This is a genomic window from Streptomyces sp. NPDC002004 (assembly GCF_053593975.1).
Genome location: NZ_JBSFDP010000001.1, coordinates 97,512 through 110,414 on the forward strand (window position 1 = coordinate 97,512; position 12,903 = coordinate 110,414).

Consider the following 12,903-nt stretch of genomic DNA (forward strand, 5'->3'; position numbering starts at 1 on the left):
GCACCGCCGGGTTCCGCCGTGCCCGCCCCTGCCGGTGAACCCCCGGGCCGCGGCGGCACCGGGGCCGGACCGGCCCGGGAGTCCACGGCGGACCGGGAGTCCTTCGCGGACCGGTGCGGCTACAGCGGCATCGGGGCGATGTCGCACTCGATGCGCTGGTGCAGGCGCGCCGCCGAGAGCCAGGGGTGGCCGTCGCCGACGACACGGGAGAAGGCCTCGACGACCTCGGCGTTGAGGCGGTCGGCCTGGGCGATGTCGCCGAGGCCGCGCAGGTCGAGGGCGAGGTTGGCGCGGCAGGAGAGGGTCAGCGGGTGGTCGGCACCCGCCGCCTCGGTCATCTTCGGCAGGGTCGCCTCGTCGATGACGCGGGCGCCCCCGAAGTCGAGCCGCGCATAGTGGTTGTTGGCCATGCCGAGCGCCGCCGTCAGGGTGGTCACGTGCCGGGGGCCCAGTGTGGCGTGCAGCCGCTGCGCGGTCCTGGTGTCGAGCGCCTCCGCGCCGTCGACATCGCCCTGGGAGCGCAGGGTGGCCGCCAGGTTCACCATGGTGGACAGGGTGTAGGCGTGGTCGTCGCCGAGGGTCAGCCGGTACCGCTCCAGGGTCTTCTCGCCCAGCGAACGGGAGTTCGCGAGGTCGCCCCGCAGCCGCCGGTCGACCATCGCGTTCATCGCGGTGGCCAGGGTGTCGGGATACTGCGATCCGTACCGGACGGTGAAGCGGTCCAGGGTCTCCTCGGTGAGCGCGGACGCCTCCTCCAGGGAGCCGTCACGGCGCCGGCACACCGCGAGGTTGCGGGCCGCGCGGATGGTGGCGGCGTTGTCCTCGCCGAAGTAGTTGCGGTACGTCTGGTAGGTCTCCTCCTGCAGCACCCGGGCGCTCGGGTAGTCGCCGCCCTCACGGATGTCGATCGCCAGGCCGTTGAGGGTGTTGAGGGTGAGGCCGTTCGTCGGCCCGTAGAGCAGCTCCCACTGGCGCACGGTCTCCTCGTCCAGCTCCCGGGCCGCGGCGAAGTCGCCGCACATCCGCAGGGAGACCCCGTAGTCGTGGGCCGCGAGGAGGGTCGCGGGGTCCTCGGGTCCGAACAGGTCGCGGGCCCGGTGGTCCGCCTCCTCGTTGAGGGCGCGCGCCCCGTAGAAGTCGCCCTTGTGGCGCAGGGCACCGCCCATCTGCACCATGGACTCGATGAGTTCCTCGTCCGGGATGCTCTCCCGGCGCGAGACCTCCAGCGCGGTCTCGTTGAGGGACAGCGCCTCCGCGGTGTCCTGACCGGTCAGACGCAGCATGAACGCGAGCAGCTTCTGCATCTGGAGGACCTTGACGTCCTCCTCGCCGGAGTGCGCGTGCCAGGCGGTCCAGGCCTCCCTGGCGAGCGAGACACCGGCTTCGTGGGCGCCCCAGTAGTACAGGTAGAGCACCACGTTGTTGACGAGTTCACGCACCCAGGGGTCCGCGCTGCGCACCGCTTCGGAGGCCAGCACGTGCGGCAGCAGCGCCTGGTAGGCGGGCCACTGGTCCGGGGCCTCGGGGGCGCCGGGCTTCGCCGTCGCGAGCAGGACGTGCCCGGCGCGGCGCATCCGTGCGGCCTCCTCCTCGTCGAGGCCCGCGGTGAGCACGGTCTGCATCAGACGGTGCATCTGCAGGGTGCCGTTCTTGTGGTCGACCCGGATCAGCGAGAGTTTGGTGAGGTCGCGGGTGGCGCGGGCGAGGCGCACCGGGTCGCGCAGCACGGGGTCGAGCTCCGGGGTGATCTCGACGTTGCGGCTGCCCCTGAGCATGCCCAGCGGGATCGGCTCGGGCGCCATGCAGGCGCAGATCTCCAGCAGCTGCCGGGCGGCGGGGTTGGTCTGGGCGAGCCGTTCCAGGGAGATGTTCCAGGCGGCGGCGACCGACACCGGGTAGTCGGGCGACGGGTCGAGTTCGAGGATGCCGGGGCGGCGCTCGGCGAGCAGCTGGAGGTACTCGGCGACGGGCATGCCCGTCGCGGCGTGCCAGGACCCGGCCTGCTCGATGGCGAGCGGCAGGTCGCCGAGGGCGTCGGCGAGCTGGTCGGCGTCCTCGTCGCTCAGGTCGCGGGCGCGCCGCTGGAGCAGGGCGATGCTCTCCTCGCGCTGGAAGACGCTGACCGTGAGGGGGACGGCGACGCGCTCCCAGTCCCGGTTGCGGGAGGTGACGAGGATCTTGCCGGGGCCGCCGGTCGGGAAGTAGGAGCGGACGACGTCGATGTCCTCGGCGTTGTCGAAGACGAGCAGCCAGTTGTCGTACGGCTTTCCGGTGCGCAGCGCCTCCCGTACGGCGGGCACGGCCGTGTTGGCCTGCGGACCCACTTCGAGGTTGAGGCTGCGGGCCAGGTCGGCGAGGGCGCCGAGGATGAGGCTCTCCTGCTCGGCGGGGATCCACCAGATCACGTTGTACTCGTGGCGGTGCCGGTACACGTATTCGATGGCGATCTGCGACTTGCCGACACCGCCCATGCCGTGCAGGGCGTGCGGGAGGACTGCTGCCGTCTCGTCCCGGCGCAGCTGCTCCTCGACGTCCGCCAGGAGGTCCTCACGCCCCGTGAAGTCGGCGTTCTTCGGGGGCACATTGCCCATGATCTTCGGCTGGCCGGTGCGGAGTGTACGCGGATCGGTCGAGGTGAGATCCATGGACGGGTCAGCCTTCCGGGCTACAAGTGACGGTGCGGTCTCACTGGTTTCCGGAACGGACACCAGTTCTGGTTCTTGGTACGGGGACGGCACTTCGGCTCCTGGGGATCGCTGACGTGACACTGAGCCAACGATCTCCGGGTCCGGGCGGATATCGTCCCTTCGGTTCACGCGGGTGCCCTGGTTCATCCGGGCGGCGCGGCGCGCGTAGGGTCCGGCGAGGGCCTTCAGCACGGCCTTCTCGATGCGCAGCCAGGCGGTGCCGGCGGACTCGTCCGGCAGTGCGGTGCCCTCCGGGTCCCAGAGGGCGGCCCGCAGCCGGTCGCCCCGCTCGCCGCCGCTGCGCAGTCCGGCGAAGAGGCTGACGGTGCGGGCGAGCTGACTGCGGGTGGTGGTGGCGAGGAGGGCCTCGCGGATGCCCTCGGCGAAGTCAGGCCGGCCCTCGCCGTCGCCGTTCCAGTCGATGAGGCCGCCCATCATGATCTCGGCGATGTGCGCGGGCCCGGCCTCGGGCACGGCCCGCCCGGCGAGCTCCTCGATGACGTCGAACTCGAAGGGCACGGCGGCCAGATGGGCGGCGAGGCGGCGGGCGACGGGGGTGGCGAGCGCGACGAACCGGCGCACGGCGGCCGCGGCGGCGCGTGCGTCCGGCACCCGGGGCGCACGGAGTCCGGCCGCGGGGACGGCCCGTTCCCGGGACCCGACCGCGACCATCGGGAGCACTCGGGAGACCCCGCGGTCTCCGGTGACCAGTTCGGCCCAGGCGGTGAACGACTCCGGTTTGAGGCTGAGCACGGGCACCGGCAGGGGCTCGCGGGGGCGTGCCGTCACGGGGGCCGGGTCCTCGGGGCGCGCGCGGCGGCGGCGCCCCGCGCCCTGTGCGGTTCTCGCCCGCGCACCGGCGGGGGCCGCCTCGCGCTCCTCCGTCCCGGGGTGCGGACGCAGCGGGTCGTCGCCGCCGGGCGGCGGGCGGTGCGCGACACGGCGGTTGGGGGCCCCGAATCCGCCGGCGTCCAGGAGGGCCCGGTGCGGATGCAGCGAGGTGCGGTGCCAGAGGTACGTCGGCAGCAGGTGCACCAGCGCGGTGGGGCCGTTGCCGGCGAGGCGGGCGAGGAGGTCGTCGGCGGGCCGTGCGGCCCAGCCGTGCGCGAGGCCGTCCGTGGCGACCAGGAAGATCCTGGAGCCGCGGCCGTCGACGAGTTCGGCGGGATCACCGGTGCGGCCTCCGGCCCACCGCAGCTCGGCCCGCCCGGCGCGGGGTAACTCCAGCCGCACGGTCCGTACGTCGCGGAAGGCGCCGCTGCGTTCCGCGTCGAGCGCGATGCGGTCGACGGCGCCGTCCCACACGCGCATGGTCGGCGCGTCGTCGGCGAGCACGACCAGGTCGAACGCCTTCTCCTGGGCGGGCCGCAGATACGGGATCCACAGGTTGTCCGAGAGGCCGTGCTGGGCGGTGCGCTCCTCGTCCAGTTCGGCGGCGCGCAGCGATGGCAGGCGGCGGCCGAGGCGGTGCAGGGCCTTGGCGAGCGGGGCCTGCTGGTGCCCGCTGCTCCCGGGGGTGCCGAAGACGCCGTTCACCACCGTCTCCCCGTCGCCGCCCGCGCCGTTGCCCGCGTGCACGGGTACGGCCGTGAGGTCACGGTACTCGTCGGACGGGGTGTCCCCGCGCGGCGCGGCGGGCACCACGCCGGGGGCGGGGCCGTCCGGCTCCGGGAGTTCGGGCGGCAGCGGCGGCGGGGGCCCGCTCCCGGATGCCGGGAGTTCCGGGTCGCCGTCGGGGAGCCGTCCGCGCCCGCCGGCGAGACGGGCCGATGCGAGCCAGGCCGCGTCGGCGATCTCCCGCCAGCCCGGGTCGTCGGGATATGACTCGTCCGCCGCCTGGCTCTGATCGGGAGCGCGCTCCCGGGGAAAGCCGTCCATCATCGGCCCTTCGCGAGGTCGCGGAGGAGCATTTCAATGAGCTTACGCCCGTCGGCGTCCGCCTGGAAACCACCCGCGGTGGTCAGCTGGACGGCGTTGAGCAGCTGGTCGACGGACTGGGTGCCGCCCTCCTTCAGCCGCCGCTCGAAGTCCTCGACGAGCGCGCTGACGCCGTCCGGCCTGCGCCGCAGATGGCTGGCGACGATGGCGAGGAGCTGCTCGCGGCCGGGCGGGCGCATCTCCAGCGGCAGACAGCGGCGGCGGAACGCGGCCGGGAACTCGCGCTCGCCGTTGCTGGTGATCACGACCAGTGGGAACTCGACGCATTCGACGCGCCCGCGGTCGATCTCGGCACGCATGCCGGGGTCGTCGGTGAACACCTCGACGCACGGCAGGGAGCTGCGGACCAGTTCGGGGATCTCGTAGCTGCCGTTCTCCATGACATGCAGCAGGTCGTTGGGCAGGTCGATGTCGCTCTTGTCGAGTTCGTCGACGAGCAGGACACGGGGGCGTCGGTGGGCGAGCAGGGCGGTGCCGAGGGGGCCCAGGGTGATGAAGTCGCCCAGGTATGGGGGCCGTTCGGCGGGGGCCTTCGGGGCGGCGGGAGACCGCTCGGTGCCGGCCGCCGGGTTCTCCGGGTCGTGGCCCGCCCGCCAGGCTGCGATGGCCTGGGCGCGGCCGATGGAGTCGTACTCGTAGAGACCTCCGCGCAGGGTGGTGCGCGAGACGATGCTCCACTGGAGGACCCGGCCGAGGCCCAGTTCACGGGCGACGAGGTACGCGAGTGTCGACTTACCGACTCCGGGCGGGCCGGTCACGAGCAGCGGGCGGCGCAGCAGCAGGGCCGCGTTGACCGTGTCGATCTCCTCGTCGCGCAGGTTCGGCCGTGCCTCGGCGGCGCCGAGGCGCCGCTCGGCCGCCCGGTCGTCGTCGGGCGGCGCGGGCTGCACGGGGCTCCCCGCGAACTCCCGCCACGGCGGCGGAGCCGGGAGCTCGGGCGGCTCCCCGGTGGGCGCGGCCCCGGTGCCGTGGAAGACGCGCCAGGTGGGTCCCGGGGCGTCCGACGCGCCGCCCGTGCCGTCGATCGTTTCCGTCACGCCGTTCGCTCCCGCCCTGCCGTTCGCGATGTTCCCCGAGTGCAGGTCCTGTTGCCGTCCCTGGTCCGGGCTCTGGTTCCGATGACGGTCCGGACGGGCGTTCCGGTCCGGGTCCGGGTCGCTCACGCCGGCACCTCCTCGCAGTCGACGCGCCGGTAGGGGTCGTCCCAGAACAGCGCAACGTGCCGGCCGAGCATGTGCTCCGGCTGGGCGTCCCCCTCGGCCAGCGCGCGCAGCCGGTGGATGGTCGCGGGGATCTGTGCGGACGGGTATCCGATGAGCACCCGCAGCAGTTCGCGGGCCTCGGAGACGTCGCGCCGGTCCCACATCGCCAGTCCTACGCCTTCGGCGATGGCGGCCTTCAGGGGTTCCAGGCCCCGGTCCTCGCGGGCCGGAGAGCCGAGCGTCACGGCGGTCAGCGCCTTGTCGGCGGCCAGCGTGGTGCGCCAGACGTCGAGGCGGGCGTCGTGCTCCGGGTCCCAGGGGTGCACCTGGGCCAGGCCCTTGTGGCGGAGCTTCTTCCACCGGGTGCGCCAGGAGTTCAGCTGGATGGGGTTGTTGGCGCGCATCCGCTCCAGGCTGCGCAGATGGACGAAGTAGCGGGGTCCGATGGCGACCGGGTCGGGCGACTGGGCACCGAGTTCGAGCCGTGCCACGTCGTGGTTGAGCATCGAGTACGGCAGGACGAACTCGACATGCACCGGGCCCTCGTCGTCCTCGGGGCCGTCCGCCCACTCCCCCTCGGCCTCGCGGATGGCCCGCTCCACGGCGCCGGCCAGGGTCGTGGTGGTGGCCTGGGCGACCGGTCCGGCCACCGGGTCCCAGTAGCCGGGGGCCGGGTTGATCCAGTGGCGTACGTCGACGTCGGGCGAGCCGTCGTGCGCCGGGTCCACCATCACCACGACGCAGCGCGGGATCGACCCGTCGGGCCCGGCCGCCGTGCGGATGCGCTCCCTGCGCCGCTCCAGGGCGGCCGTCTCGTCGGCCCCGGCACCCTCGGCCCAGCGGTCGCTCCAGGCCCGCAGCAGGGCGCCGCCCTTCTCGGCGAGCGCGGCGGCGTACTCCACGAGGACGACGGCGGGCGGCAGGCCGTCGGCCTGGGCGTTGGCCTCGAGGAGTTCGTCGAAGAGGGCGGCGGGCGGGAGGGCACGGGGAAGGTCCCGGCCCAGCTCGTGCGCCAGCCCGTCCCGTAAGCGGCGCGGCGGGATGCCGACGGCCCGTTCGAGCAGGGAGCGGGCGGCGGCCGCGTCCTGGGCGGGGAAGGGGCCGGCGAGCGGGCCGTCCGCGGTCTGCTGCTCCAGCCGCACGCGCTCGCGCAGTTCCCGCAGTTCGTCCGGTGAGAGGGTGCCCACGGCGAAGAAGAGGGCGTCGACGCCTTCCTGTTCGTGGAGGACGGAGCGGACCAGGAAGACCATGTCGCCGCGCGCGTCGCCGCCCCGGATCTCCAGCTTCCGGCCGAGGTATTCGCCGACGAGCTCCGTCAGCTCGATCCGCTGGGCGGGGTCGCGCACACAGTCGAGACGGCTCAGTTCGTTGACGAAGATCCCCAGCAGCCGCCTTCTCACCTCGTGCGGCAGCGGGGCAGCGCGTGTCGTCACCGGTCATCCCCCATAGACCCGGTATACCTCCCGTTCCGGGTCGCGAAGCTACCACGCCGAAAGTTGCGCTACCAGGGCCTCATGACCATCGGTGGGGACTTCGGGACGTACGGTGTCCGGTATGGAGATCTGGATCAACCCCGCCTGTTCGAAGTGCCGCAGCGCGCTGTCACTGCTGGACGCGGAGGGCGCCGAGTACACGGTGCGCCGTTACCTGGAGGAGGTGCCGTCCGAGGACGAGATCCGCGCGGTGCTGGAACGGCTGGGTCTGGAGCCGTGGGACATCACCCGCACCGGGGAGCAGGACGCCAAGGACCTGAACCTGAAGGACCGCGAGGCGTGGCCGCGCGACGCGTCCGGACGGGACCGGTGGATCGCGGCCCTGGCCCGGCACCCGAAACTCATCCAGCGGCCGATCATCACGGCGGACGACGGATCGGCGCTGGTGGCGCGCACCGAGGACGCCGTACGGGAGGCCATGGAGCGCCGGTGACACGGGAGTTGCCTGTGTGACGGTTGAGAAAAGCGGCCGGGTTACTCGTACGTAGCGGCGTACCCATCCCGTCCGGCCGTCCTCGGCGGCGGCCGGGGACAGGAGGCACGCATGTCGCACGTATCGCATGATTCCGGCCGGCCGCCCGGTTCACCCGGCCCGCGCGGTTCGCGCAGGAGGACCCTCGGCCCGAAGAAGAAGATCGCGTTGCTGGTGAGCGCAGCGGTGGTCGCCGGCGGCGGAGCCTTCGCCATGGCGAGCACCAGCAACGCGGCGCCGCCGTCGGTGGCCTGCCAAGGTCTGGCACAGGCGCTCGCCAACAACCAGAAGTTCATCGACGGCCAACGCGCCAACCCCGACGCGCAGTCGGAGGCCCGGATCGCCAACCGGCAGGCCGTGATCGAGGAGATCAAGCGAAAGCAGGCGGCATCCGGCTGTGAGGGCGGGGCTTCGGCCGGCGACGCACAGCAGGGCGGAGACCAGGCGGGCGCGGGACAGCAGCAGGGCGGCGGCCAAGCGGGCGCCGGGCAGCAACAGGGCGGAGACCAAGCAGGAGACGGGCAGGCAGGCGCCGGGCAACAGCAGGGCGGCGACCAGGCAGGAGACGGGCAGGCAGGCGCCGGGCAACAGCAGGGCGGCGACCAGGCAGGAGACGGGCAGGCAGGCGCCGGGCAGCAACAGGGCGGCGACCAGGCGGGCGCGGGCCAGGCAGGTGCCGGGCAGCAGGTGTGCAACGGCTCGACCGTGACCCTCTCCGGCGAGGGCGGCGCACCGGCGGCGTCCAGTAACCAGTTCCCCAAGGGCACCAAGCTCAAGGTCACCAACCTCGACAACAACAAGTCGACGACCGTCGAGGTCACCTCGGTCTCGGGCAGCTGCGTCCTGCTGAACAACGCGGCTTTCGAACAGGTCCGTGAGCCCGGCAAGTTCCTGATCCGCAAGGACCGCATCGAGAAGGTGGGCTGAGGCCCCGCAGACCGTGGCCGTCCGCGTCCCGTGCGCCGTGCCGGGAAGCCGGCGATCCCCCGCTCGGATCGACCGGGTGCCCCGTGCGGCGGCGCATTGCGGGAGCCGCGGGGCTGCCACCGTTCTCGGGGACGGCGGCAGCCCCGCGGCGCGGGCGGCCACGTTGCGCACGTCACGGGCGGCTCGCCCCGAGGGGCGACACCAGGGCGGGCGCGGCCGGTTCACGCGGCGCCGCCGGTTCCGGGCGCGGCTTCGCGCCCTGCCCGCAGGAGGGGAATCCGGCGGCGCGCCCCCGGGTGCAGGGGCTCTCGACGGCGCGACGAAGGCGGCGACGACACCTGACACACCGGGCGACCGAAACGCCCCTTTTCCGGCTCCGGGCCTGATTTGCTGCATGCGCGTCCTCGCACGCGTGTCATCGCATACGAGCCCGACGGGCGCCCCGGACCGGAAGGAGCACCCGTGCGTGACTGGATGTACCTGGGGGTGTACGGCACCGTGCTCGCCAGCACGCTGCTGGCTGCGCTGCAGCACTCGACGGGCACGTACACGCCGTACTACGACGCCGCCTGGATCGGGGTGGCCGGTGTGACCTCCGCCCTCGCGCACGGCTATGCGCACCACATGGCCTCGCACACACCCGGCTCGGGCACGCACAGGTGGCGGCAGCTGGCGCGGGCGCTGTTCGGTGAGTGGCCGGTCGTCGCGGCGTGCCTGCCGACCGTGCTTCTGCTCGTCATCGCAGGTCTCGCGCACTGGCCGGAGGCCGTCATGACCAACATCGGCCTGGGCATGAACGCCGCTCTCCTGTTCACCTGGGGCACCATCGCGGCGCTGCGGGTCGGATACCGGCGGGGTTCGGCCACGCTGATCGGCTTCGCGGACGCCATGATCGGCATGCTGATCGCGGGCGCGAACACGGTGATCCACTAGGGGGTTTCCTGTCGCGAGCACAGCGGCCGGCAGAGGCACACGCACGCAGGGTCCGAGGGGTGCGCGCACGGCCGTGCGGGGTGCTCACACGGCGGCTCTCCGCGCCCCGGCGCCCGGTAACACGGGGTTCACACTCGGGCAACGGACGGGAAATCGGCTGTTGACAGTCTGCCTGTCAGTACCGCAGCGCCCGCACATGTCTGCGCCGTAGAGACCCGAACGAGGACGTGGCCCGTGACCTTCAAGGCTGAGTACATCTGGATCGACGGCACCGAGCCGACGGCCAAGCTCCGATCCAAGACGAAGATACTTACGGACGCCCAGAAGCCGGTCCAGGTCTCCGAGCTGCCGATCTGGGGCTTCGACGGGTCCAGCACCAACCAGGCCGAGGGCCATGCGTCGGACTGCGTGCTCAAGCCGGTCTACTTCTGCCCGGACCCGATCCGCGGCGGCGACGACATCCTGGTGCTGTGCGAGGTCCTCGACACGGACATGACGCCGCACTCCTCCAACACGCGTGCGCAGCTGGCCGAGGTCGCGGAGACCTTCGCCGCGCAGGAGCCGATCTTCGGCATCGAGCAGGAGTACACGTTCTTCGAGGGCGACCGCCCGCTCGGCTTCCCGGTCGGCGGCTTCCCGGCCCCGCAGGGCGGCTACTACTGCGGTGTCGGGGCCGACGAGATCCACGGCCGTCAGGTCGTCGAGGCGCACCTCGACAACTGCCTCAAGGCGGGCCTCGGCATCTCCGGCATCAACGCCGAGGTCATGCCGGGCCAGTGGGAGTTCCAGGTGGGCCCGCTCGCCCCGCTCGAGGTCTCCGACCAGCTGTGGGTGGCCCGCTGGCTGCTCTACCGCACCGCCGAGGACTTCGGCGTCTCCGCCACCCTCGACCCCAAGCCGGTCAAGGGCGACTGGAACGGCGCGGGCGCGCACACCAACTTCTCGACGAAGGCCATGCGCGAGGGCTACGCCGCGATCATCACCGCCTGCGAGTCGCTCGGCGAGGGCTCCAAGCCGATGGACCACGTCAAGAACTACGGCGCCGGCATCGACGACCGCCTGACCGGTCTGCACGAGACCGCCCCGTGGAACGAGTACAGCTACGGCGTCTCGAACCGCGGCGCCTCGGTCCGTATCCCGTGGCAGGTCGAGAAGGACGGCAAGGGCTACATCGAGGACCGCCGCCCGAACGCGAACGTCGACCCGTACGTGGTGACGCGCCTGCTCGTCGACACGTGCTGCACGGCGCTGGAGAAGGCCGGCCAGGTCTGATCCGCCCGACGCTCCCCGACGGGGCGCCCACCGCGACGGTGGGTGCCCCGCCGCGTTGTCGGTGGGCCGTGCCATCGTGGGGGCATGGAGATCGACGAAGCCCTCGCCGTCAAGGTCGAGACGGAGAACTGGCAGCAGCACACGCGCATTCCGGCGGAGCGGCTGCGGGATCTGGTGGAGCGGATCGGGGACACCGGGGACCGGTTCCTGATCCTCCAGCGGATACCGGACCTGCCGGACGTGTTCGCGCAGGTGTGGCACGAGCACGGCGGGGATTACCGACTGGAGCACCGGCACGGCGAGGAGGAGTTCTTCGGGACGAACCTCGCGGACGCGGACCGGGTGTCCGACCTGCTGACCGGCTGGGCTCGGCAGCAGTCCGGCTGGGACGCCGGCGTGGCCTGGGAGCCGGTGGACCTCGGGCCGCGCGAGGAGGTGCCCGACCTGCCGGAAGAGGTGCGCGAAGAGCTCGAGCAGCGGGTGCGGGAGCTGCTGCGCTGCGGGTACCAGGACCGCCGGCAGCTCACCGAGGACGCCGAGGATTACCTGGTCGACGGGGACGAGCGGCCCGTGACCAGGGCGCAGGCCCGACAGCTCGTGGACCGGCTGTGGCGGGAGAGGGTCGCCGAGCAGGAGACCTGGACGGGGACGACGGACCCCGAGCGCGTCACCGAGGCCTTCACCGCTCTGGAGGCGAGCGGTGTCACGGCCCGTGAGAACTTCACCTGCTGCCGCAACTGCGGCACCACGGAGATAGGCGCCGAGGGCGCCGAGGACGCGCGCGGGTTCGTCTTCTTCCACTCCCAGTGCACCGAGGGTGCGGCCGCCGGGTACGGGCTCATGCTGCTGTACGGCGGGTTCGACGGCGCGGAGGAGACCACGCGCGCCATCGGGCACGAGGTCGTCGCCGCGCTCACGGCCGCCGGACTGACCACGGAGTGGAACGGCTCGCCGGACACCGGCATCGAGGTCACGGGCCTGGACTGGCGCAAGCGCCTGGTGGGTTGAGCGGACGAAGGGCACGGGACGGGCGGAGGGGGCCGTGCGAGGGTCGCGAAACGTCGCGTTCGCGCCAAGGTCACGTCCACGCAGTGAGAGGAGGGTCCTGCCCCGGCGCCACGTCTGCTTCAATGGGGCCATGGCCAGCCTCTTGGAGAACTCCGCGACGGGTCGTCGGCACGACGACCTGGAGCCCTTCTGGCCTTCCCGTCAGCACGACGACTTCGACCGGGTGTGTTGCCGCGTGAGGAACGCGCGGGCCCTCTAAAGCCGTACCACCCCGGCCTTCGGCCAGCGCGCACGACGTACGTCCCCGGTGACCGCGACCACGACCTCGCGGCACCGGCCCGACCGACGACTTCTCGCGCGAAATGAGCTGACCCTGATGGCGAACACCCGTCCCCTCTCGTCCGTGTCCACCGCCACCGCCACCGTCCCGGCCCACGGTTCCCCACGGCACCGCCTGCGTGCCGTCGACCGGGACGAGGCCTTGGACGTCGCCGACTTCCTCCCGCCGGGCGCCACCTGGCTGCCCGCACCCCAGCACTCCCTGCCCACGCTGCCGGGCCGGCCCCCGATGATCGGCTACCTGGTCCTGGTGCCTGCCGACCAGCCGCCCCTGGCCCCCGTGTCCGCACCGGACGACCCCACGACCGCGGACGACGGCGACCGGCAGCTCGTGCGGATCGACGCCGTGCAGCGCACCGCGTCCGTGGACGGGCAGCCGCTCGATCTGACGTATCTCGAATTCGAGCTGCTCGCCCACCTCGTCGCCCACCCGCACCGCGTGCACACCCGCGACCAGCTGGTCACCACGGTCTGGGGCTACGGGCACGTGGGGGACGGGCGGACCGTCGACGTCCATGTCGCCCGGCTGCGGCGCAAGCTGGGGGCCGAACACCGACGGGCGATCCAGACGGTACGGCGGGTCGGCTACAAGTACGCGCCGCCGACGGGACGCTGAGCCGGTCCTGCGCCGC

9 protein-coding genes are annotated in these 12,903 nt (G+C 72.7%); 6 read left to right on the forward strand and 3 right to left on the reverse strand.

Annotated features, from left to right (window positions below; all coding sequences use genetic code 11):
- Positions 1-119: 119 nt before the first annotated feature.
- The 3 genes from fxsT to ACWCP6_RS00445 all read right to left on the reverse strand — a co-directional run bounded on the left by fxsT (position 120) and on the right by ACWCP6_RS00445 (position 7,260).
- Positions 120-4,565 (reverse strand): FxSxx-COOH system tetratricopeptide repeat protein, encoded by a 4,446-nt coding sequence (gene fxsT / locus ACWCP6_RS00435; RefSeq protein WP_450930079.1) that lies wholly within the window; start codon positions 4,563-4,565, stop codon positions 120-122.
- On the reverse strand, positions 4,565-5,650 hold the full coding sequence (locus ACWCP6_RS00440; RefSeq protein WP_450930527.1) for an AAA family ATPase: 1,086 nt from the start codon (positions 5,648-5,650) through the stop codon (positions 4,565-4,567). Before ACWCP6_RS00440 ends, fxsT begins: the two co-directional genes overlap by 1 nt.
- Before the next feature lie 134 nt (positions 5,651-5,784).
- Positions 5,785-7,260, reverse strand: a complete 1,476-nt coding sequence (locus ACWCP6_RS00445) for a VMAP-C domain-containing protein (RefSeq protein ID WP_450930080.1) — start codon at positions 7,258-7,260, stop codon at positions 5,785-5,787.
- Between the two features lie 121 nt (positions 7,261-7,381).
- Between ACWCP6_RS00445 and ACWCP6_RS00450 the strand changes: the two genes are divergently transcribed.
- From ACWCP6_RS00450 to ACWCP6_RS00475, 6 genes are all read left to right on the forward strand, one after another.
- On the forward strand, positions 7,382-7,753 hold the full coding sequence (locus ACWCP6_RS00450) for an ArsC/Spx/MgsR family protein (RefSeq protein ID WP_450930081.1): 372 nt from the start codon (positions 7,382-7,384) through the stop codon (positions 7,751-7,753).
- 111 nt (positions 7,754-7,864) lie between these two features.
- Positions 7,865-8,719, forward strand: a complete 855-nt coding sequence (locus ACWCP6_RS00455; protein WP_450930082.1) for a hypothetical protein — start codon at positions 7,865-7,867, stop codon at positions 8,717-8,719.
- Between the two features lie 462 nt (positions 8,720-9,181).
- Positions 9,182-9,652, forward strand: a complete 471-nt coding sequence (locus tag ACWCP6_RS00460; protein WP_450930083.1) for a hypothetical protein — start codon at positions 9,182-9,184, stop codon at positions 9,650-9,652.
- Between the two features lie 234 nt (positions 9,653-9,886).
- Entirely contained in the window at positions 9,887-10,924 is a 1,038-nt protein-coding gene (gene glnII, locus ACWCP6_RS00465; RefSeq protein ID WP_450930084.1) for a glutamine synthetase, read from the forward strand.
- Between the two features lie 84 nt (positions 10,925-11,008).
- Complete coding sequence (locus tag ACWCP6_RS00470) at positions 11,009-11,932, forward strand: DUF6891 domain-containing protein (protein WP_450930085.1); 924 nt, start codon at positions 11,009-11,011, stop codon at positions 11,930-11,932.
- Positions 11,933-12,308: 376 nt separating this feature from the next.
- Positions 12,309-12,887: a winged helix-turn-helix domain-containing protein gene (locus tag ACWCP6_RS00475; RefSeq protein ID WP_450930086.1), complete on the forward strand. Its 579-nt coding sequence runs from the start codon at positions 12,309-12,311 to the stop codon at positions 12,885-12,887.
- Positions 12,888-12,903: the final 16 nt, after the last annotated feature.

Coding starts and splice junctions, on each gene's coding strand:
- ACWCP6_RS00455 (WP_450930082.1), top strand. CDS start 7,865: ATGTCGCACGTATCGCATGATTCCGGCCGGCCGCCCGGTTCACCCGGC.
- fxsT (WP_450930079.1), bottom strand. CDS start 4,565: ATGGACGGCTTTCCCCGGGAGCGCGCTCCCGATCAGAGCCAGGCGGCG.
- ACWCP6_RS00450 (WP_450930081.1), top strand. CDS start 7,382: ATGGAGATCTGGATCAACCCCGCCTGTTCGAAGTGCCGCAGCGCGCTG.
- ACWCP6_RS00475 (WP_450930086.1), top strand. CDS start 12,309: ATGGCGAACACCCGTCCCCTCTCGTCCGTGTCCACCGCCACCGCCACC.
- ACWCP6_RS00470 (WP_450930085.1), top strand. CDS start 11,009: ATGGAGATCGACGAAGCCCTCGCCGTCAAGGTCGAGACGGAGAACTGG.